Source organism: Vibrio brasiliensis LMG 20546 (genome assembly GCF_000189255.1).
GTDB classification, from domain to species: Bacteria; Pseudomonadota; Gammaproteobacteria; order Enterobacterales; family Vibrionaceae; genus Vibrio; species Vibrio brasiliensis.
The window spans coordinates 18,639-40,800 of record NZ_AEVS01000051.1 but is presented as its reverse complement, the minus strand read 5'-3'; the positions used below and the strand labels follow the sequence as shown (position 1 = coordinate 40,800).

The window sequence follows — 22,162 nt, the reverse complement described above, 5'->3', positions numbered from 1 at the left end:
CCGTTGTTATCCTTCGTGTTTCCCTTAGCTTCATCGTTACATTAAATAGTTCAAATTTTCAGCGCATATAGAAGATTAATTCAATTTATATAAGGGACAGATTATGTCTAACAAAACTACTGGTATCGTTAAATGGTTCAACGAAGAGAAAGGCTTCGGTTTCATCACTCCTGAAAACGGCGGCGCTGACGTATTCGTTCACTTCCGTGCTATCGCTTCTGAAGGTTTCAAAACTCTGAAAGAAGGCCAACAGGTTTCTTTCGAAGTTGAACAAGGTCAAAAAGGCCCACAAGCTGCTAACGTTGTAGCTTCTTAATTTTAGATTGACCTAAACGTCAATTATCTAAGATTCAAAAAAACCAGCCCTAGTGGCTGGTTTTTTATTTGCTCAAGGTTAGCTTGCTGAGACCAATTACCACATCAGGTCATCTGGCACGACGAAATCTGCATACGGATCATCTTCATCCGCCACTTCTTCTGTCGGCGCATTCTGCTCGATAATCACGCTCTCATCGCGTAGGGCAATTTTGTTAGCAACGCTACTTGGAATCACAACGTAAGACTCATCGCTGCGAGCAATCGACAGAATACCTTTCGCCAACTGATCACGAACCGAAGACTCAACGTAAACGGCTTTTACCAGTGTGCCATCCGTAAAGTTGTACTTGATGTCGCCATCTTTAAGATCGATCTTGTTCATCTCAATCAGCTGTTTGATTTGCGCCTGAATTTCTTTGCTCAAACGCTGCTCTTTCTGCTCATTGCTCAGCGCTTTATCACGCTCTTGCTGTTGGCGTTTGTTCTCTTCAACAGCGGCTTTAACTTCTCGAGCCTGTACTCGAGATTTCTTAGAACCTTTCTTCGCTTTTTTAAGCTTTTTCTCGTTCACCAAGCCTGCTTTTAGCATCTGCTCTTGGAGTGTTAGTTTTGCCATGGTCTATCCAACGCTATTCAATTTGAGGCTATTTTAACGGTTCGACCAATGCAAATAAAGGTCAGTCTCAATATTGAATCGCGCTGGAACCCGGTCCGCATTCAACAGTTGCTAGACTATTTATTGCGCAATCGTCACGACAAAATTGTTTTGTTAGACAGCGGTGGGGATTTATCCGTTAATGCGCTCGACGCGGCGGCTTTGCTTCCCCTACTCAGCCCCGTCTCAGGTATGATTTCAGGCCAATCTGAATCATGTTTTTTTCTCTCTGTCTTTGTGAGATTTGATGTGGAAAACATTTCCAAACTTGACCGTGTTCGCGCTGATTACAATGTTCATTACTGGAGCCAAGGCTTCTATGGTATCGACAACCAGGGTGAGGTGTATGTGTCACCTCGCAGCGATAACGCGCACCAAATTCCATTAAGTAACATCGTATCGCAACTAGAACAAAAGCAGCTAAACCTGCCGGTACTGGTGCGATTCCCACAAATTTTGCACCAACGTGTGCACGGTATCTGCCAAGCCTTTAATCAGGCGATTGAAGAGAACCAATATCAGAATAACTACCTGTTGGTTTACCCAATCAAGGTTAACCAGCAAAAAGAAGTCGTAGACGAAATTCTAGAGAGCCAGGCTCAGCTAGAAACCAAACAGCTTGGTCTTGAAGCAGGTAGTAAACCAGAACTGCTTGCGGTACTGGCTCTGGCGCAAAAAGCCAGTTCTGTGATCGTATGTAACGGCTACAAAGACAGAGAGTATATTCGCCTGGCACTGATTGGTGAGAAGCTCGGTCACAAAGTATTTATCGTACTAGAGAAGCTTTCTGAGCTTGATCTGGTGCTGAAAGAAGCAAAGAGCTTAGGCGTGAAACCTCGTTTGGGTCTCCGTATTCGTCTTGCTTCTCAGGGTGCAGGCAAATGGCAGTCAAGCGGTGGCGAGAAATCTAAATTCGGTTTAGCAGCGTCACAAGTGCTTACTGTTATTGAGCGCCTGAAACAAGAACAGCAACTAGACGCGATGCAACTGGTTCACTTCCACCTCGGTTCGCAAATGGCCAACATTCGCGACATCCGTAACGGTGTCAACGAGTCAGCACGTTTCTACTGTGAACTTCGCGCTATGGGTGCGGACATCACTTACTTTGACATTGGTGGTGGTCTGGCTGTCGATTACGACGGCACACGTAGCCAGTCATCGAACTCGATGAACTACGGCCTGATTGAATACGCACGTAACATCGTCAGCACAGTGGGTGACGTATGTCAGCAGTATGAGCAACCAGTGCCTGTGATCATTTCAGAATCAGGCCGTTCTCTGACTGCCCACCATGCGGTATTGATCACGAACGTTATCGGTACAGAAGCGTATCATCCAGAACAGGTGGTTGCGCCAAACGCGGAAGACCCAACCTTGCTACAGAATATGTGGCGTAGCTGGGAAAACCTGCAAGATGGCAGCGATGCACGTGCTCTGATTGAAATTTATAACGATACTCAGAGTGACTTAGCTGAAGTGCACTCTCAGTTCGCGACTGGCGTACTCAACCTACAGCAACGTGCCTGGGCTGAGCAGCTTTCGCTACGAATTTACTTCGAGCTGAGCCGTCAGATGAGCAATAAAAACCGTTTCCATCGCCCAATTCTGGACGAGCTGAACGAGCGACTAGCCGACAAGTTCTTTGTTAACTTCTCGCTGTTCCAGTCACTACCAGATGCGTGGGGTATTGATCAGGTATTCCCTGTTCTACCGCTATCAGGTTTGGAAAACGTTGAAGATCGTCGCGCAGTGATGCTGGATATCACGTGTGACTCTGATGGTGCGATTGAACAGTACGTTGAAGGTCAGGGTATTGAGACAACGCTGCCAGTACCAGCCTGGAACAAAGATAAACCATACTTAATGGGCTTCTTCCTTGTTGGTGCCTACCAAGAGATCCTTGGTGACATGCACAACCTGTTTGGCGACACCCACAGTGCGGTGGTTAACGTTGATGAAAACGGCAATGCGATCATCGAACGTATTGACGAAGGTGACAGCGTTGAAGATATGATGCGCTATGTACATATCGACGTTGATAAGATTCGCCACAACTACCGTGAGCTGGTCGCAGAACGCGTTGAAGCGAGCGAGCAGCAAACAGTACTAGAAGAATTAGAAGGTGGCCTGACTGGTTACACCTATTTAGAGGATTTTTAAATGAATGATTTGTTCACTAAGACTGATTATTCACTCTACTCAAACTCGATGAGTTTTATGCGCAGACCTTATCTGCGCAACCCAGTCTCAGCGGATGCTGATCTGGTGGTACTAGGTGTGCCACTCGATATGGCAACGTCTGGCAGACCGGGCGCACGTATGGGGCCGGACGCAATTCGCCGCGCTTCAGTGAATCTTGCTTGGGAAGGTAACAAGTTCCCATGGAACTTCAACGTGTTTGACCGAGCTAAAGTCATTGATGCTGGTGATCTGGTATTCGATTGTGGCGACGCAGAAGACTTCACTTACCGTCTGGAAGCAGCGACCAGTGAGATTCTGAAAAGCGGTAAGACAATGCTGGCGCTGGGTGGTGACCATTTCATAACTCTGCCGATTCTGCGCGCTTACGCTAAGCATCACGGTGAGATGGCTCTGATTCACTTCGACGCTCATACTGATACCTATGACAACGGTAGTAGTTATGACCACGGCACAATGTTCTATCATGCGCCAAACGAAGGCTTAATCTCGGCTAAACACTCGGTTCAGATCGGCATTCGTACTGAGTACCAGCAAGAAGGTCACGGCTTTAACGTTATCAATGCGATGGAAGCAAACGACCTGAGCGCAGATGACATCGTAACGCGTATTCGCGACATCATCGGTGATAAGCCAGTGTATGTGACATTTGACATCGACTGTCTGGATCCAGCCTTTGCACCGGGTACAGGTACCCCTGTTTGTGGTGGTCTGAATTCCGATAAAGTCCTGAAGATTTTACGCGGTTTAGCAGGTGTCAATATCGTTGGTATGGACGTAGTAGAGGTTTCACCTCCTTACGACCAAAGCGACCTGACGGCTCTGGCTGGTGCAACAATCGCGCTTGAGTTGATGTACGCCTGGGCTTCAAATCGCGTCAGCGAGTAAACGTCGATCTCCATCTATCTAAACAATGCCAGTGTTCACGCTGGCATTTTTATTTGTGCTGCTTAAACTTCTGCTCTGAACTGTTGGGGAGTCATGCCTGTCCAACGCTTAAATGCACGACGGAAATTAGCACTATCGCTATAACCAAGGCGAAAACCAATCTCTTCCACGGTTAATCGCGTCCCGAGCAGATACTCCTTGGCTAAATCCCCGCGCACTTCATTGAGCAGCGCCTGATAACTGGTCTTATGCTGATCCAGCTGACGACGCAATGTTCGCTCTGAACAACCGAACTGAACCGCAAGCGATTCAAACGTCGGAAACGCTCCTGCACTTTGATACAAAATCGCTTTAATCTGATTCGTGAGCAGATAGGGTGACTGTAATGCCGCAACCAGAGAGTCACACGACTTGAGGTAATGGCTGAGTTTGTCGGCATTATGAGTTGTCAGAGGAAGAGCCAACTGCCCGGCGTTAAAATACAGCGCCAGTTCATCCTGGTTAAACTCTGCTTCACAAGCAAAGCGCTGCTGATAGCGGGCGTGATACTCAGGAGCTTGATAAGGCAGGTGAATGACGTTTACTTTAAACTGTTGGCCAGTTAGCTCAAGGAACAACGAGGCTATTGAGCTAAGGAAGTACTCACTACAAAATGGCAGCATCTCACCGACATCAAGCACGTTTTCAAGGCGAATCGCAGCAATATCTCGCTCTACCTCAACGGTCACCGAGAACACCGGCCCATTTAGATCGAGGTATTTAAAGCCAGTATTAATCGCATCTTGCACCGTCCTGCTGCTGAGGATCGCATAGCCAAGAATTCCGAAGTGGCTTAAGGTTGCCTGCTCGCCAACCAGCAAACCCAACCCCAGTCCCGGCCATTGACGATTAACATGACCAAATAACTTGAGCTTATCAGCATAAGTGATCTGACTCTGTTCACTGTACCAATCTATCTCGGCTAAACCCGCCTCATTAACCAGAGATTCAGACCGAACGCCAAAGCTTTCCACAGCATTAAGCAGCAAGGCGACGTCCATGACCCCAAGTTGATGACGCTGGTCTGTAGGCTGATAGTGAGCGATGACTTGCATGTTGTGAACTCCCTGTTTCGCTTAGCTTAGCCGATTGCACCTGCCTCATTCGTGATCAAAACAGAGTTACTGACCGAAAATGACCTGACAATAAGCCTGAATATCGACCAAACTGGCTCAAGTGTTAATTGAATGTAATGTAATAATGACAGTGAGCCAACCTGCCCCAGAGAGATTGATTAAAGCCGATGGCCAGCCACACTATGGTCACTTTGACGGTATGCCGAAACAGTTTGGTATTGAACAGTTTGATTACCGCAACAATATGGATCGCCGTATCGGATCTGTCGGCAAGTATTTCCACTACAAGCAGTTTCAGTTTGTCAGCATTGTCACGCCGCGCTATGTGATAGGTATCGCCATTGCGGATATTCGCTACCTCGGCTCATCCTTCTGCTACCTGTACGACCGCGATAGTGACACCCTTGTCGAGCAGAGCTGGTTACGCCCTTTGATGATAGATAAACAGATGTCTCCATCCTGCTACAGCGGCACCACGTCGATAGCAGCAGGAAAGCTAAAATTCATCATCGAACAAGGCCGTTGGCGTATCAAAGCAGCCAGTCGCCACGTGCAACTCGATATCGAGCTTCACTCACCAGCCGACAGTTTGCCCTTATCGGTTGCGACACCTACTGGCTACTCAGGGTGGACCTATACCCAAAAGCACAACGCGTTATCCGTAACCGGAACACTTCAAGTTGATGGTAAAGCGGTAGGTCTGAACGAGGCTTTGGCTGGCTATGATTTTTCCGCAGGCTATATGCGCCGCGAAACCAGTTGGCGCTGGGCCAGTATCAATGCCCGAGGTGATGAAACGACTCTAGGTCTGAATCTGGCTGCAGGTGTCAACGAGACCGGAAGCGGAGAAAACGTACTATGGGTCAACGGTCAGCGCCATCTGCTTAGTCCGGTCCACTTTCAGTTCAGTCGCCAGCAGATAAACAGTCCGTGGCAAATCTACTCCGATGATAAGCAAGTTGAACTGACCTTTACTCCACTCAACCAACGCAGTGAGAAGCTCAATCTATGGTTATTAAAAAGCAACTTTCGCCAGTTTATCGGTCACTTCTCTGGGGTAATCACTGATAACGACGGGCAAAAGCATCAGCTCGATAGTGTGCTCGGTTTGACCGAAGACCACTACGCCAAATGGTAACTGCAACCAATAAGGTCTATCAGATATGGATTTCAATCTACTCATCGACAACCCGGAATGGCTGCTAATCGTCCTTGCGCCCCTATTTATCGCCTTGATGACCGCGGAGTACGTGCTCGGTCAGAAGCGTGGCAGGCTGCCAGACAATGCCAGCTACCATCTTCCAGAAGTGCTGTGTAATTTCTCCTTAGCCGGGATGCACCAATTGTCGGATCTGCTCACTGGTCTGTTGATTGTGAAGCTCTATTTGTGGTTGTTTGGCTGGCACTTATTGGATATTGAAATGGGGCTTGCCTCTTTCCTCGTCCTGCTCGTGTTGCAAGATTTTTGCTACTACTGGTTTCACCGCGCCAGTCATCGGATTCGCTGGATGTGGGCGGCTCATGTAGCTCACCACAGCTCGGAGAATATGAACTTCAGCACCGCATTTCGCCAGAGCTTAATGTACCCGATTGCAGGTATGTGGTTGTTTTGGGTGCCGCTGGTCATCATAGGGTTTGAACCTAAATGGGTGGTGTTCGCGGTATTGCTCAATCTGGGTTTACAGTTTTTTGTTCATACCCAATGGGTCCGCTCTCTCGGTTGGCTGGAGCTGGTGTTTAACACCCCTTCCCATCACCGGGTACACCATGGTCGCAACCCCCAGTATATCGATAAAAACTACGCCGGAGTTTTGATTATCTGGGACAAGCTATTTGGTACCTTTGAGCCGGAAGTAGAGACGGTTCGCTATGGGGTCACTAAACCTGTTGAGAGTTTTAACCCGCTTGTAGTGACGTTTAAGGCATGGCAGGAGATGTTCGATGAGCTGAGAAACCGAAATTTGACGTTGAGACAACGTTTGAAGGTTATCTTCTCCCCGCCAGACGATTAAACAAAAAAAGGCCCGCTATTGCGGGCCTTCTCATTTAAGCGACTTCAAGAATGATCTTCTCAAGTTTATCCAGACCTTCTTCCAGCACCTCTGGCTCGATAGTCAAAGGAGGAAGCAGACGAATAACGTTGGCTTTAACGCCACATGAAAGCAGAATCAAACCGTTCTCCTGCGCCTTGCTGATGACCGCTTTGGTCATGTCCTGCAAAGGCAGACCTGATTGTGGGTCAGTAAATTCGATGGCCATCATTGCACCATAAGTACGAATTTCACCAATCGCCGCAACAGATTGCTGTAGCTTGGTCATGCGAGCATTCACCACTTCACCAATACCCTGAGCCTTGGCACATAGGTCTTGCTCTTCAATGATTTTAAGCACTTCAAGACCAGCCACACAGCCTAGCGGTGAACCCGCGTAGGTCCCGCCCAGACCGCCTGGTAGCGCTGAATCCATTACGTCACTCTTACCAACTACCGCAGAGATTGGGTAACCACCAGCAATCCCTTTTGCCATCGTCATCATATCAGGTTCAATATCGAGATATTCTGTCGCAAACATCTTACCGGTACGAGCGAAACCAGTCTGGATTTCATCGGCAATCAGCATGATGCCATGCTTATCACATACCTGACGCAGCCCCTGAGCGAACTCTTTAGGTGCCTGATAGAAACCGCCCTCACCCTGTACCGGCTCAAAAATGATCGCCGCAACGCGTGATGGCTCAATATCACAGGCAAACAGATCTTCCAGTGCCTGCAGGCTTTGCTCTACACTAATACCGTGAAACGCATTCGGGTACGGTGCGTGGAAGATTTCATTAGGGAATGGACCAAAGCCCGCTTTGTATGGCGCGACTTTGCCCGTCAGACCCATTGTCATGTTGGTACGGCCATGAAAGCCACCCTTAAACGCGATCACACCGCTACGGCCTGTATGGGCGCGCGCTACTTTCACCGCGTTTTCAACCGCTTCCGCACCAGTAGTCAGGAAGATGGCTTTCTTAGCCGAGTCACCTGGCGCAAGCTCAGTCAGTTTTTCTGCCAGTTCCACAAACGAAGCATAAGGTGTCACCATCGCACAAGTGTGGGAGAAGTTATCGATTTGGGCTTTCACCGCTTCACTGATGCGTTTGTTCGCATGGCCGGTGTTCGTTACCGCAATACCTGCAGCAAAATCGATATACTTGTTACCTTCAATATCCCACACGTGTGCATTGTCTGCTTTCTCAACATAGAGGGGATACATTGCGCCCATTCCCTGAGCAATAACCTGACTTCTTCTTTGATGTAGTTGTTGGTTTGTCATGATTCTTTCCTTAAATTAATTGCCGCCAAAGCAGAGGTATTTCACGTCCATGTATTCATCGATACCTTGTTTCGCACCTTCACGTCCGATACCTGACTGTTTCACCCCACCAAAAGGGGCAACCTCAGTCGAGATCAGACCTTCATTGATGCCAACCATGCCGTATTGCAGCGCTTCAGCAATCTTAAATACGCGGTGTACATTCTGGCTGTAGAAATAAGAAGCCAGACCGTAGATAGTGTCATTAGCCATCTCAATCAGCTGCTCATCGTTATCAAACGAAATCACTGGAGCCACAGGGCCAAAGATCTCCTGAGAAACAATATTCATGTCGTGAGTGACATTCTTAAGCACGACAGGTTGGACAAATAGACCATCAAGCTGCTTTTGCTCGCTAACAGGCTGAGCACCTTGCTCAATCGCACCGTCAATCAGGCTCTGGATGCCCTGTTTTGCGGATTCGCTGATCACAGGCCCAGTGGTGACGCCCTGTTCAAGACCATTACCGACTTTGAGGTTTTGAACAGCGGCGTCAAACTTAGTAACAAACTCGTCATAGACCTTGCTATGCACATAGAAACGGTTGGCACAAACACACGTCTGACCTGCGTTACGGAACTTAGACACCATAGCGCCAGCAACCGCCGCATCAATGTCAGCGTCATCAAACACGATGAATGGCGCGTTACCACCCAGTTCCATTGAGGTTCGTTTAATATCGTGCGCGCTTTGCTGCATCAAGATGCTGCCAACCTGAGTTGAACCCGTGAACGACAGCTTACGAATAAGTGGGTGCGATGTAAAAATGCCGCCAACCTGACGTGCATCTTTACCCAGAACGACCTGCAGTACATCACGGGGAATGCCTGCCTGATACGCCAGTTCTGCAACAGCAAATGCCGACAACGGTGTTGACTCTGAAGGCTTAACCACGAAGCTACAGCCCGCCGCTAGTGCTGGACCTGCTTTACGAGTGATCATCGCAATCGGGAAGTTCCACGGTGTAATAGCACACGCGACACCGACAGGCTGCTTGATTGTCATCAGACGCTTGTCACCACTTGGCGCAGGAATGGTTTCACCATAAGTACGCTTGGCTTCTTCAGCAAACCACTCAATAAAACTCGCACCGTATACAACTTCACCTTCCGCTTCCGCTAGCGGTTTACCCTGCTCCAGAGTCATAAGGCGGCCAAGGTCTTGTTTGTTCTCGATAACCAGCTGGTACCAACGCTGTAATAGCGCACCACGAGCTTTTGCTGGCATCGCTGCCCACTCTTTCTGCGCGACACTTGAACGTTCGATACCATCGAGAATCGCTTGTTCAGACGATACTGGAGCAAAACCCAGCACTTCTCCCGTTGCAGGGTTCGTGACTGCTATGCCTTGATCTTCACTTGGCACCATAAACGAAAGAAGGCTTTGATTTGTAATTTGTTGCATGGTGATTCCTTTTGAAAGCTTTACTTCGCCACTGATTCGTTTCGAATCTGGCTTATGATTTATTTATGCTGGGATCTGCTGGGTAATACAGTGAATATTTCCACCACCTAACAGCACTTCTCTTGTCGGTATCCCGATAATTTGATGCTCTGGCATCGCACTCTGTAGCACAGAGATTGCCTCGGCATCGGTTCTATCATCAAGTAGTGGCAAAAATACATAGCCATTTACGATAAGAAAGTTTGCATAAGACGCACTTAAGCGCTCTCCAGCCGCTCTGCTCATCCCTGAGCTCACTTCAATACCCTGCGCTTCACTCTCACTGTAGTGCAATGGTCCCGGCAGAGGTAAACGAACAATTTCAATCTCACGCCCTTTGGCATCAGTCTGCGAACTGAGCACCTTTTCCGCTTCACGGGATAGCTGATACTGAGGGTCACTCGGATCATCAGTCCAGCTCAGGACAACTTTACCCGGAGCGATGACATGCATCAGGTTATCAACGTGACCATCAGTCTCATCGTTGAACAACCCTTTAGGAAGCCAAATCACTTTTTCAATGCTGAGATACTGTTTGAGCTGCTCCTCAATCTGCTGCTTGGTCAATAAAGGATTACGACCAGGACTCAGTAAGCACTCTTCTGTGGTGTAGAGGGTTCCTTCACCATCGGTGTGAATCGAACCACCTTCTAAAACAAACGGGGCGCTGTAGTGGTCGATACCTATGATGTCACACACTGAACTGGCGACCAGATCGTCTTGCTGCCAGTTGTCGTACAGACCGTTGTATTCGCCACCCCAAGCGTTGAACTGCCAACTAATACCTCGGCGCTCACCACTCTCGTTGACCAATACCGTTGGTCCTATATCGCGCATCCAGGCGTCATTATATGGAATTTCTACCAGACGCACTTCTGGCTGAAGCAGGTCACGGGCGTGATCAAATTGTTTGCTGCTCACCGCAACACATACCTTGGTCACTTCAGAAATCGCATTTGCTATTCGAGCAAAGGTTAGCTGTGCTGGCAGTGCATCATCACGCCAGTTATCGCGTCTTTCGGGCCACGCTAACCACACTTGGCTAACCGGCTGAAACTCAGCCGGAAAGTAGAAGCCATCTTGTGCAGGTGTTGTAAATAACTGCATTCCAATGCCTCCTATACTGCAAGTTTGCCTACACTAGCGTATAGATCAGGTCTGCGGTCACGGAACAATCCCCATGAATGACGAGCTTTCGCGGTCTGCTCTAAATCGATCTCTGCATATATGATTGCCTCACCTTCACGTGGCGCTTCCGCAAGCTTGCCTCCGGTGTGATCAGTGATGAAAGATGAGCCGTAGAAAGTCGTCTCGATACCATCATCTACTTCAGTTCCTACGCGGTTAGAAGCGATGACCGGTACAAGGTTTGCTGCCGAGTGACCTTGCATTGTACGTTGCCAATGATCTCGTGAATCCAGAGTTGGATCCTGAGGCTCAGAGCCAATCGCCGTTGGATAAAAAATAGCTTCCGCGCCATGAAGAGCCAAACTGCGCGCAAGCTCGGGAAACCATTGATCCCAGCAAATACCTGCACCAAATTTACCAAACTTGGTCTGCCAGACTTTGAATCCTGTATCACCAGGGCTGAAGTAGTACTTCTCGCTATACCCCGGGCCATCCGGGATGTGTGATTTACGGTAGTTTTCTAATACCGTTCCATCCGCATCAATCATCACCAGCGAGTTGAAGAAGGTGTTGCCTGCTTTTTCAAAGTAGCTGACAGGGATAACCACACCTAGCTCTTTCGCCAGCTCGCTCATCTCTTTGATAAGGCGACAGTTAGCCGTCTCTTCTGCTAACTCAAAGTACTTTGCTTCTTGTTTTTTACAGAAGTAAGGCGCAGCAAAAAGCTCCTGAGGCAAAATGACATTTGCACCGTGCGCCGCAGCTTCACGAATCGCAGCTTTTGCTTTATTGAGGTTATCTTCCAGATCCCAGCTCTTCGTTAACTGTAGAGCGGCAAACTTCACGACTTTACTCATTGGATGTTCCTTATCTTTTTTTGTTAAATCGCCAATTTATCTCTCAGGTTGTAATAGGCCGCACCCATCGCCGTAAACGGGATCTGGAAGTGACGACCACCTGGGAAGGAGTAGTGCTTAAGGGCTGCAAAAGCGTCAAAACGTTCTGCATGTCCTGTTAATGCTTCTGCCAGTAACTTGCCCGCCAAATGGGTACAGGTAACACCATGACCGCTGTAACCTTGCAGGTAGTAGATATTGTCAGCAAAAGAGCCGAACTGAGGCATACGTGAATAGGTCAACAAGAAATTGCCTGTCCATGTGTAGTCAATTTTGATTCCCTTCAGTTGAGGGAAGACCGTTTCCATCTTGGGACGGATAATCGCTTCGATATTCTCAGGGTCACGTGCGCCGTAAACCACACCACCACCAAACAGCAGGCGTTTGTCCGCGCTGAGGCGGAAGTAATCAAGCAGGTAGTTACAGTCTTCTACACAGTAATCACTTGGCAGAATATGTTTTAGCTGCTCATCAGACAGAGGCTGAGTTGCCACTACCTGAGTGCCACAAGGGATCGCTTTGTTACTGATGTTTGGCGCCAGACCACCTAAGTAAGCGTTACCAGCCAGTACCAGATATTTACTCTTAACACTGCCATGCGCTGTTTTCGCCGTTGGGTTAACGCCCTTTTCAATCGACGTTACTGCTGATTGTTCAAAGATTTGACCACCAAGAGCGGTAAATGCTGCCGCTTCACCCAAAGCCAGTTTCAGTGGATGAATGTGTCCACCGCGCATGTCCAGCAGGCCGCCAGAGTAGACTTTGGTACCGACCGCTTGCTCGACTTCAGAGGCATCAAGCAGTGTCAGTTGGTCATTGCCGTAGCGTTCCCAGTTTTTCTTATGCTCTTCCAGCCCTTTCAACTGTTTATTGTTCAACGAGGTAAACAGACCACCTTGTTTGAAGTCACAATCGATATCGTATTTATCAATCAGGCCGCGAATGATATCGCCACCTTCAAAAATCATCTCACACAGAGCTTTGGCTTGGGTCTGGTCGTAACGACTTTCAAGTACGTCAACATCTCGGCTGTAGCTATTAACGATTTGTCCGCCGTTACGACCAGTAGCTCCAAAACCCACTTTCGCACTCTCAAGCACCACGACTTTGAACCCTTTTTCGGCCAGATGAAGTGCAGAAGAAAGACCGGAGAATCCCGCGCCAACGACACAGACATCACACTCGATATGGTCTTGTAGTTGTGGGTATTCCGGCATGTTTGGCACAGAATGAGCGTAGAACGAATCCGTATGCTTGTTCATAGAGATATTCCTTTATTAATCTTCAGCAGGCTTAAGGGTGGAGACGAATCCAGGTCGTCTTAGTTTCAGTGAACTTCTCGATGGCATGCAGCGATTTATCTCGTCCGTTACCACTCATTTTGAATCCACCAAACGGGACAGTCATGTCACCTTCGTTGTAGTTATTAACCCAGACCGAGCCAGCTTGTAGCTGTTTCGCCACTCGGTGAACACGGTTGATGTTGCTGCTCCATAGCGCAGCACCAAGACCATATTGAGAGTCATTGGCAATCTCGATAGCCTGTGCTTCATCTTTAAATGGAATTACACACAGCACCGGGCCAAAAATCTCTTCCTGAGCCACTTTCATTTTGTTATCGACGTTGTCTAGAATCGTTGGTTCGACGAATGCACCCTGACCTTGCACATCACCACCGCAGCGCAGTGTTGCGCCTTCAGCCTGACCAAGAAGAATGTATTCGAGCACTTTGGCTTTATGCTCCTGATCGATCAGAGCACCCATCGATGAAGAAGTATCAAGAGGATCTTTTGGCATAAAGGCCTGCGCCGCTGAAATCACTTTATCGACAAAGCGATCTTTGATGCTTTCATGGACCAGTAAACGCGTCGCGGCAACACACACTTCACCCTGATTGTAGAAGCACCCAGCAGCTGTCTCAGCCGCGGCGCGATCAAGGTCATCACAATCTTCAAATACGATGTTCGCGTTCTTACCACCCGCTTCAGCGAATACGCGCTTGAGGTTAGTTTCGCCTGAGCGAATCATCAGTTGACCAGCAATACGCGTCGAGCCAGTGAAGGCGATACAGTCGACATCATGGTGTTTGGCAAGAGCGTCGCCCGCTTCGTGACCAAAACCAGTTACGACCTGGAAAACGCCTTTTGCCAGACCAGCCTGCTCAGCAAGCTGACCTAAGTAGATCGCAGTCAGAGATGATTTTTCAGAAGGTTTAAGAATAACGCTGTTACCTGCAGCCAATGCAGGACCTAGCTTCCAGCACGCAAGCCACAGAGGGAAGTTCCAAGGAACGACTGCGGCAACAACACCAATTGCCTGATGAGAAATAAAGGCGTGGACGTCTTTCTCTGTTGGCGCGACTTCGCCATAAACTTTGTCAATCGCTTCCGCGTACCAACGCAGGGAGTTGGCAGCGCCTGGTACGTCAGTAGAAACACTGTGACTGATAGGTTTACCAGTATCGAGAGTTTCAAGCAGTGCCAGTGTTTCGCGATGTTGATCGATAAGATCTGCAAACTTATACAGAACCGCTTTACGATGAGAAGGCGCGCTGCTGCTCCACTCACCGCTTTGGAAAGCTTGTCGAGCGTATTTAACCGCAAGATCCACATCTTCACTCTGGCAACGGGCGATATCCGTTAGCTTTTCGTCCGTTGCTGGATTGATAACCGCTAAGGTTTGACCGCTCTGCGCATCGCAATACTCACCATTGATGTAAGATCGATGCTCAATGACAAGACTGTTTTTCAGTTCAATCCATTGTTCCTGGGTTTTCATACGCCCTCCTTGTTTATCACAACAAGGCAAGGCCCACTTAGAATGTGGTCGGCGTATGCGCGCTTATCATTCGACAAGCCTTGTCTGTGTGATTAGTAAACTTATGTGGCTCTGTCGTATCTATAATGTACGACTCACCTTGTTTGATGAGATAAGACTGACCTTTGTATTCAAGAGTGATTTCACCCTCTAACACAGTGCCGATCTCCTCACCTTCGTGTCTGATTTCTCCCGCGCCAGTGGTACCGTGCGGTGCGTATTCTTCAATCAGGAATCCAATAACCTGATCTTTATTGCCGTTAGACACCAGTTTCATCGAAACCGACTCGCTGCCCATTTCAACCAGCTCGTCCTCGGTCATAACAACTTTAACTTCATCGCTTTGAGGCTTTTCAAAGGTAAAGAACTCTGAAAGCGATAAAGAGAAAACGTTAACTATCTTTTGTAGCGAACTGACCGACGGGCTGACTTTGCCATTCTCGATGGAAGAAATAGCACTGTGTGTAATCCCAGCTCGCTCTGCGAGTTCGCGTTGTGACAATCCATGTTGTTTTCGTAACTGAACAATATTTTTACCAATCTCTTGATTGTTCATTCATGCAGCTCCTGATTTATACAGAGGCAGCCATCATAAATTCTTTGAACAAAATTTGAGAGAAATGATTGGTTTTTGCTTGCCATTCTGGGTGCCACTGCACGCCAACGAAAAATTTCTGACCAGGAAGACTAAAGGCTTCCACTAGTCCATCCGGTGCTTTAGCCTCAATTTTCAGCTGTGGAGCAAGCTGGTCGACCCCTTGGTTGTGCAGTGTATTCACTTCGAACAGACTGGTGTTTTGCCACTGATTTTCAGTCAGCCACTGCTCAAACAAGCTCTCTTTTTGTACCAACACGGCATGTGCAGGTGCATACTTTTGTTCGAAATCTTCAACAGGGCTTTCTCTATGGTCATTAAATCCTGACTCATGTACTGCTGGGTTTAGCGAACCACCCAGAGCCACATTCATCTCTTGAAAACCACGGCAAATGCCCAGGCAAGGAATATCACTGTCGACCGCATGACGGATTAACGACAAAGAGAGCTCATCACGCTTTTCATCTTTCTTCGCTTCTTCATGAGTCGCGTTGTAGCGATGAGGTGCCACATTTGAATGACTGCCAGGAAACAAGAAACCATCACACATATCGAGAATGGTCTGTATATCCTCTGCCGGCATCTCTGGAGCCAGTATCAAAGGCAGTCCACCGAAATCTTTTACAGCACGTAAATAGAAGTCATTCACTGCCTGGATCTGGTAACCACCTAACTCCTTCGCGCAGCTGACTATACCGATAATAGGTTTGCTTGTTTTAGCCATGGTGCTTCCGTGTTCAATTTATTTAACATTCACACTACAAACCATGTACAAAATTATCAACAGCAATGTTCGATATTCTGACCAAATCGTGACCAACCCCACCTTTTTGTTCAAAAAAAAGCCATTTTTTGCTCAATATATTGAGCAAAACTGCAGCAACTGTTACAAAATAGTTAACAAGACAAACCCATAACGAACTTGTTATTTTCACAAAAATTAAATTAAGTAGTTGTATATAAAGAAAATAATTGTAAAGAGTTAGACCTTAGTCTAATGAATGTAACTTAGTTGTTAACTCAATTATTTTTAGCTCGCCGCTCGTCAGGCTATTTGGAGAACTAAAAATGGAATCGTATCTACAGGAAGTTAAAAATTTTAGACAGCAATGGCCCGAGATAGAGTTCGTTGACCTCATTTTCACCGACATTAATGCCACACCTCGTGGTAAACGTATCCCAGTCAGTGGGTTAGACAAACTGCAGAAAGGGGTCGCCCTGCCACTTTCAACCATCTCTCTCGACACTAAGGGCAATGTTGTAGAGTCAGCGGGACTTGGAGAAGATCTTGGGGAGCCCGACAATATGTGCTTTCCAATTGCCGATACGCTAATGCCGACAGCGAATCCACATGTAGGACAGCTACTGTTAAGCATGATGGATGAAACAGGTGTCAATCCGAACTCTCTTTTTATTCGCAATATCCTTTCTGGCATGGTCGATAAACTGCACGCGAACAACACTTACCCATGCGTTGCATTAGAACTTGAGTTTTATTTAATCGATAAGAAACGTGGCAAACAGGGCGAGTTGCAAACCGCAATTAACCCAACCAAACAAACCCGAGAGAAGGACACTGAGGTTTACGATCTCGATGGTTTGGACGACTACGCTGACTTCCTGGCCGACCTCAACCGCATCGCCCAAGAGCAAGGGTTAAACACTTCTGGAGCTTTGTCTGAATCAGCTCCGGGTCAATTCGAAATTAATTTCAACCATTCACAAGATGTACTGCGAGTTTGTGACGAAATCATCATCGCCAAACGAGTGATCCGTCAGGTCGCCAATCAACATGGTTTCGATGCGACCTTTATGGCGAAACCATTCGCTGAGCAAGCTGGTAACGGCATGCATATTCACATCAGCCTTGTGGATGAAGATGGCAACAACCTATTTAGTCAGGCAGACGGTCAAGAGAGCCCACTGTTTTATCAAACCATCGCAGCCATGCTGGCGCAGACATCTGACTCAATGGCTTTGATCTGCCCTAACGTCAACTCTTACCGTCGTTTCGTACCTGGTGCTTATGTCCCTACCAAAGCAGACTGGGGCGAAAACCACCGCGGTGTAGCTCTGCGTGTTCCGATCAGCGACAGCAAAAACCGTCGTGTCGAACACCGTATCGCAGGCGCTGACGTTAACCCATACATTCTTGCCGCTGTGGTGCTATCAGCAGTACTGGCCAGCGACACTTATAACAAAGAGCAATGTCCTGCTTCTCTTAGTGATGACGCGGTTGACTTACCCGTGCGTATGTCTGAAGCTCTGGACCAGTTGGAACACAGCGAACTGGCTCAGTACATCTCAAGGGAATTTATCGATTTATTTTTAGCCTGCAAACGGAGTGAACTCGCAGAGTTTGAGCGAGCGATTACTCCGCTAGAAATCGATTGGATGTTGCACTCAGCTTAAACAAAGGACTGACACGCTATGACGACTCAAGCAAAGGTGCTGGACGCACCGATAAAATTTAATACCCAACATATTGTGGTGACCTTATTAGTGATCGCGACTTTCGTCTTTTTCACTGCTATTGGTCTTAACCATGAACAAGGACAAGCTTATGGCTGGATGAGCCTGCTACCAACAGCCTTGGTACTGGTTTTTGCCCTGACCACTCACCGCACGGTTGAAGCACTTTTTAGTGGTGCTATCGCAGGTGTTCTACTGCTTAACCCTGCCGAAGCTGTCGAACAAATCGTTGATATCTCGATGACAGTCATGATGGATGAAACCATCGCCTGGATCATTCTGGTCTGTGGTTTGATGGGTGGCCTGATTGCGATTCTTGAGAAAGGCGGCAGCATTCTCAGTTTCTCAGATATGCTGGTGACTAAAGTGAAAAGCCGTCGCCAATCTATGCTGATGACATTCTTACTAGGTATCGTGATCTTTATTGATGACTACCTGAATGCGATTGCTATCTCTTCATCAATGAAGAAAGTCACTGACGGATACCAGATCTCGCGTGAGAAACTCTCTTACCTGGTTGACTCCACAGCGGCACCTATCTGTATTCTGGTACCAATTTCAACCTGGGCGATCTTCTTCAGTTCACTGCTAGAAGCAAACAACGTTGCAGAAGCAGGCGAAGGCATCAAAGCGTACATTGAAGCAATTCCATACATGGCGTACGGCTGGGTAACGTTAGCAATCGTTCTGTTGGTAGCGATGGAAAAGATCCCAGATCTTGGCGCGATGAAGAAAGCTGAGCAGCGTGCGAAGAACGGTCAGGTACGCCCTGACGGTGCAGCAGACATTGATTTCGGTTCTGATATCGCTGCGCACACAAGTCCAACTATGGGTCTGATTAACTTCCTGCTACCTATGATTGTTCTGGTCGCGGCAAGTTGGTACTTCGGTATCGATCTACTGGCTGGCGTATTCGTCGCGATTATCTTTACTATCTGTTTCTACGGCGTGCAGAAGCTTATCTCTATGAATGATATGTTTGACGCGGTATACGATGGTATCAAGGTGATGTTACTGCCACTGGCAACAGTGATCGGCGGCTTTATGCTCAAGAACGTTAACGACTCACTAGGCGTAACTCAATATGTTATCGAGACTGTTAGCCCTTACCTGTCAGCGTCTTACTTCCCTGCGATCATCTTTATGATTACTGGTGGTCTGGTGTTTGCGACGGCATCATCATGGGGTACCTTCGCAGTAGCAATGCCGATTGTCCTGCCACTCGGTGAGCAGCTGGGTGTGCCACTACACCTGACCGTTGCTGCACTACTATCCGCCTCTGCAGCTGGTAGTCACTCATGTTTCTTCAGTGATTCAACGGTACTGTCTGCACAAGGCTCTGGCTGTACATCAATGCAACATGCGACCACTCAGTTCCCATACGCACTGATCGGTATTATCGCGACCTTCCTGTTCTTCCTATTCATCGGCTAGACAAGGACTTAGCTTCATATACAAGCCCTGCTCAAGTGAGCGGGGCTTTTTGTTTGTCACACTCACAGAGGCAATAATTACATTTATCAACAAACAAATCAGGAAAAATATGCATACTGTTTTATAATATCTATTTATAGATAGATGCACCGTGGGTAGTTAAGATGAGAATTACGGATAAGTCCCTCGTCGAACAACAGAAGATATCCGAAACTGAACTAAAGCAAAGGTTGCACCTGTTCAGGCTTACGCCAAGTGATATCAATGAATTAAGGTCAATGAAAGGGGTGATAACCCGTCATCTTGATCTGATTGTGGACGACTTTTACACCCATCAGACCCGTAGTCCTGATGTCGAAACCCTGATTGGTGATGCGGGTACCTTACAGCGCCTCATGTCGGCGTTACGACAGTATATTGCCGATCTGTTTACTAAAGAGATCAACCTGGATTATGTTGAACACCGGCTGCGAATTGGTCTGGTTCATAAGCGAATCGGTGTTGACCCCAAGATGTATCTCTCTTCAGTCAACTATCTGAAAGCCAAGCTGATCTCTACCATTCATGACCATCTTGAAGATCCTGAATACGCACAGATGTTGAGTGATATTCTCGACCGTTTGATTGATTTCGATGTGTCCTATGTTTTTGATACTTATATAAAAAGCATGATGAACGAAATTGAGGTTGAGAAGAATAAATCCTTCCAGTATGTCAATGACCTCGAATCTATTGTTCAGGAACGAACCAAAAGCCTGGAGAAAATGGCTCGTCTAGATCCACTCACTAATCTCTACAATAAGCGTGCGTTTGAAGAGTTCACCAGCAAGCTGTTTTCAGAAGCTCAGCAACAAAACGATCCGGTCGCAATCGTCTATATTGACGTCAACGACTTCAAACTGTTTAACGACCAGTTTGGTCACGAAGAAGGCGACAGTGTACTCATTATCGTTTCCGACTGCCTACGCGGGGCGTCACGCAATGTTGACCTGTGCTTTAGAGTTGGTGGTGATGAGTTTGTCGTCGTGATGCCAGGCTGCACCAAAGAGTCTGCGGTCAAAAACTACATTCCCCGCGTGACCGAAAGCCTGGCTACAATGCGCAGTGAAGTCTCTATCAGCGTTGGCGTCGCCCAGTCCGGACCAAAGAACTACCTATCATGCCAGGATACTCTGGCAAGGGCAGATAAGGATATGTACTTAAATAAACCCAGACATCGTGCGCCAGAAACGGAACAACCACTTAAGTGTGTCGCCTTGAAGAAATAATCAGCCCGTCAAAACCAAAAAAACCTGCCATAACGGCAGGTTTTTCGATAGTAAGTGACTGTGTTGAGCCCTATGCCCAGAAAGTCAGCGCAATAAAGGTCAGAACACCAATAGACGCGATATTGAGGACGATACCGACGCGCATCATCTCACTCTGCTTAATGTGGCCCGAGCCAAACACAATCGCATTTGGTGGCGTCGCCACTGGCAGCATAAAGGCGCACGATGCCGCTACAGCGATTAGCACAGATAAGATCACTGGTGACATACCGAACGCTTCTGCAACGCTGGCAAAAAGTGGAATAAGCAGTGCTGCACTAGCCGTGTTACTGGCGAACTCGGTTAAGAACACCACGAATATGGCAATCACAGCGATGATAAAGAAGATGCCAAGGTGGGCAATCATCTCACTAAGACCATTAGCCAGGAAGACACTGGTACCAGTCGCTTTTAGTACATTACTCAGACAGATACCGCCACCAAACAGTAGCAACACGCCCCAGTCAGCCGTTTTTTCGATATCTTTCCAGTGCACAACTCGAGCAAAGTTGACCGCGACAATCGCAGCCAGCGCCACTACAGTATCAAACTTAGCGTAGCCACCTAACATAGCATTAATCGGTTTACTGAAGATCCACAAACTAACTGTCGCAGCGAAAATAGCCAGCGTAACAATCTTGCCTTTATCCCAGGTAACCGGCTCTTTGTTGAGCTCAAACTCACCACTCAGGTTCGGTTTCAACACCGCAAACAACACCGCAATAGCAACTGGCAGTAGAATCAGCGTCGTCGGGATACCAAAGCTCATCCACTCAGTAAAGGTCAACCCCACTTCAGCTGCAGCAATAGCGTTTGGCGGACTACCAACGATAGTTGCGATACCACCGATACTCGCGCTGTAAGCAATACCAAGCAGCACGAACACGTAAGTCTTATGACCGCTATCAGAGTTCACTTTACTGAGTACGCCAAGAACTAATGGCAGCATCATAGCCGTGGTGGCGGTATTACTGATCCACATTGAAAGAGCAGCGGTAACACCAAACAGCATAAATACTGCAACACTCATTTTGCCTTTCGCTAAAACAAGTACCTTATCGGCAATAACTTTATCTAGCCCCTGTCGGTGCATCGCCGCAGCGAGTGCAAAACCGCCAAGAAACAGGAAGATGATGGAGTTAGCGAAGTTGTTGAGGGCAGTCTGGGTATCGAATACGCCAAACAACACTGCCATGATTGGAACTAAGATGGCAGTGACAGTGACATGCAGGGCTTCCGTCAACCAAAGGATGGCGATAAAGATCAACATACAGATACCCAGTACCACTTGAGGATCAAATGGCAGGCTGAAGTATAAAACCGCAAACAGAGCGATATCGGCTAAGACAATCATACTGTTGCGGTTAAATAACCATTCTCGGGTATTGCTGGGCAAAGGGACACTATCATTTCTATTCATTATTATATTTCCTTATGAGGGCCATGTGGCATAGCAAATGATCCCACACATACCGACTTGGAAATATTTTTCATTGCAAATCTGTTAACCACATCAACAACATGGAAATGGATGTTAA

At 47.6% G+C, this 22,162-nt stretch carries 19 protein-coding genes; 8 read left to right on the top strand and 11 right to left on the bottom strand.

Annotated features, from left to right (window positions below; translation table 11 throughout):
- The first annotated feature begins 103 nt into the window (after window positions 1-103).
- Window positions 104-316: a transcription antiterminator/RNA stability regulator CspE gene (gene cspE / locus RH46_RS08815; protein WP_006879070.1), complete on the top strand. Its 213-nt coding sequence runs from the start codon at window positions 104-106 to the stop codon at window positions 314-316.
- A gap of 96 nt (window positions 317-412) precedes the next feature.
- On the opposite strand, the gene RH46_RS08810 is transcribed toward cspE, so the two are convergent.
- A complete protein-coding gene (locus RH46_RS08810; protein WP_006879069.1) occupies window positions 413-934 on the bottom strand; it encodes a DUF2058 domain-containing protein in 522 nt (173 codons plus the stop codon).
- Between the two features lie 231 nt (window positions 935-1,165).
- On the opposite strand from RH46_RS08810, the gene speA reads away from it, so the two are divergent.
- Window positions 1,166-3,133: an arginine decarboxylase gene (gene speA, locus RH46_RS08805; RefSeq protein WP_050789237.1), complete on the top strand. Its 1,968-nt coding sequence runs from the start codon at window positions 1,166-1,168 to the stop codon at window positions 3,131-3,133.
- The gene (gene speB / locus RH46_RS08800) at window positions 3,134-4,060 is read left to right on the top strand and encodes an agmatinase (protein WP_006879067.1); all 927 of its coding nucleotides are present in this window, start codon (window positions 3,134-3,136) and stop codon (window positions 4,058-4,060) included.
- A 62-nt stretch (window positions 4,061-4,122) separates the two neighbouring features.
- Here the strand turns inward: speB and RH46_RS08795 are convergent, their stop codons facing one another.
- On the bottom strand, window positions 4,123-5,154 hold the full coding sequence (locus RH46_RS08795) for an AraC family transcriptional regulator (RefSeq protein ID WP_006879066.1): 1,032 nt from the start codon (window positions 5,152-5,154) through the stop codon (window positions 4,123-4,125).
- A 145-nt stretch (window positions 5,155-5,299) separates the two neighbouring features.
- Here RH46_RS08795 and RH46_RS08790 point away from each other — a divergent pair, with 145 nt between their 5' ends.
- Both RH46_RS08790 and RH46_RS08785 read left to right on the top strand, forming a co-directional pair.
- Window positions 5,300-6,313, top strand: coding sequence for a DUF2804 domain-containing protein (locus tag RH46_RS08790; protein WP_006879065.1), 1,014 nt, complete (start codon window positions 5,300-5,302; stop codon window positions 6,311-6,313).
- Between the two features lie 25 nt (window positions 6,314-6,338).
- Window positions 6,339-7,187: a sterol desaturase family protein gene (locus tag RH46_RS08785; protein WP_006879064.1), complete on the top strand. Its 849-nt coding sequence runs from the start codon at window positions 6,339-6,341 to the stop codon at window positions 7,185-7,187.
- A 34-nt stretch (window positions 7,188-7,221) separates the two neighbouring features.
- Here RH46_RS08785 and gabT read toward each other — a convergent pair whose 3' ends face one another.
- The 8 genes from gabT to RH46_RS08745 all read right to left on the bottom strand — a co-directional run bounded on the left by gabT (window position 7,222) and on the right by RH46_RS08745 (window position 16,135).
- A complete protein-coding gene (gabT, locus tag RH46_RS08780; protein WP_006879063.1) occupies window positions 7,222-8,493 on the bottom strand; it encodes a 4-aminobutyrate--2-oxoglutarate transaminase in 1,272 nt (423 codons plus the stop codon).
- Window positions 8,494-8,508: 15 nt separating this feature from the next.
- Window positions 8,509-9,936, bottom strand: a complete 1,428-nt coding sequence (locus tag RH46_RS08775) for an NAD-dependent succinate-semialdehyde dehydrogenase (RefSeq protein WP_006879062.1) — start codon at window positions 9,934-9,936, stop codon at window positions 8,509-8,511.
- A 63-nt stretch (window positions 9,937-9,999) separates the two neighbouring features.
- Window positions 10,000-11,082, bottom strand: a complete 1,083-nt coding sequence (gene aguA / locus RH46_RS08770; protein WP_006879061.1) for an agmatine deiminase — start codon at window positions 11,080-11,082, stop codon at window positions 10,000-10,002.
- Window positions 11,083-11,093: 11 nt separating this feature from the next.
- Window positions 11,094-11,960 (bottom strand): N-carbamoylputrescine amidase, encoded by an 867-nt coding sequence (aguB, locus tag RH46_RS08765; RefSeq protein ID WP_006879060.1) that lies wholly within the window; start codon window positions 11,958-11,960, stop codon window positions 11,094-11,096.
- 23 nt (window positions 11,961-11,983) lie between these two features.
- Entirely contained in the window at window positions 11,984-13,261 is a 1,278-nt protein-coding gene (locus RH46_RS08760; RefSeq protein WP_006879059.1) for an NAD(P)/FAD-dependent oxidoreductase, read from the bottom strand.
- A 31-nt stretch (window positions 13,262-13,292) separates the two neighbouring features.
- Complete coding sequence (locus RH46_RS08755) at window positions 13,293-14,777, bottom strand: aldehyde dehydrogenase (protein ID WP_006879058.1); 1,485 nt, start codon at window positions 14,775-14,777, stop codon at window positions 13,293-13,295.
- A gap of 37 nt (window positions 14,778-14,814) precedes the next feature.
- Window positions 14,815-15,372 (bottom strand): HTH-type transcriptional regulator PuuR, encoded by a 558-nt coding sequence (gene puuR / locus RH46_RS08750; protein ID WP_006879057.1) that lies wholly within the window; start codon window positions 15,370-15,372, stop codon window positions 14,815-14,817.
- A gap of 16 nt (window positions 15,373-15,388) precedes the next feature.
- A complete protein-coding gene (locus tag RH46_RS08745) occupies window positions 15,389-16,135 on the bottom strand; it encodes a gamma-glutamyl-gamma-aminobutyrate hydrolase family protein (RefSeq protein ID WP_006879056.1) in 747 nt (248 codons plus the stop codon).
- A gap of 344 nt (window positions 16,136-16,479) precedes the next feature.
- Between RH46_RS08745 and RH46_RS08740 the strand changes: the two genes are divergently transcribed.
- From RH46_RS08740 to RH46_RS08730, 3 genes are all read left to right on the top strand, one after another.
- Window positions 16,480-17,823, top strand: a complete 1,344-nt coding sequence (locus RH46_RS08740; protein ID WP_006879055.1) for a glutamine synthetase family protein — start codon at window positions 16,480-16,482, stop codon at window positions 17,821-17,823.
- Between the two features lie 18 nt (window positions 17,824-17,841).
- A complete protein-coding gene (locus RH46_RS08735) occupies window positions 17,842-19,317 on the top strand; it encodes a Na+/H+ antiporter NhaC family protein (RefSeq protein WP_006879053.1) in 1,476 nt (491 codons plus the stop codon).
- Between the two features lie 164 nt (window positions 19,318-19,481).
- On the top strand, window positions 19,482-20,585 hold the full coding sequence (locus RH46_RS08730; RefSeq protein ID WP_040895477.1) for a GGDEF domain-containing protein: 1,104 nt from the start codon (window positions 19,482-19,484) through the stop codon (window positions 20,583-20,585).
- Window positions 20,586-20,655: 70 nt separating this feature from the next.
- On the opposite strand, the gene RH46_RS08725 is transcribed toward RH46_RS08730, so the two are convergent.
- Entirely contained in the window at window positions 20,656-22,044 is a 1,389-nt protein-coding gene (locus RH46_RS08725; protein ID WP_006879051.1) for an SLC13 family permease, read from the bottom strand.
- Window positions 22,045-22,162: the final 118 nt, after the last annotated feature.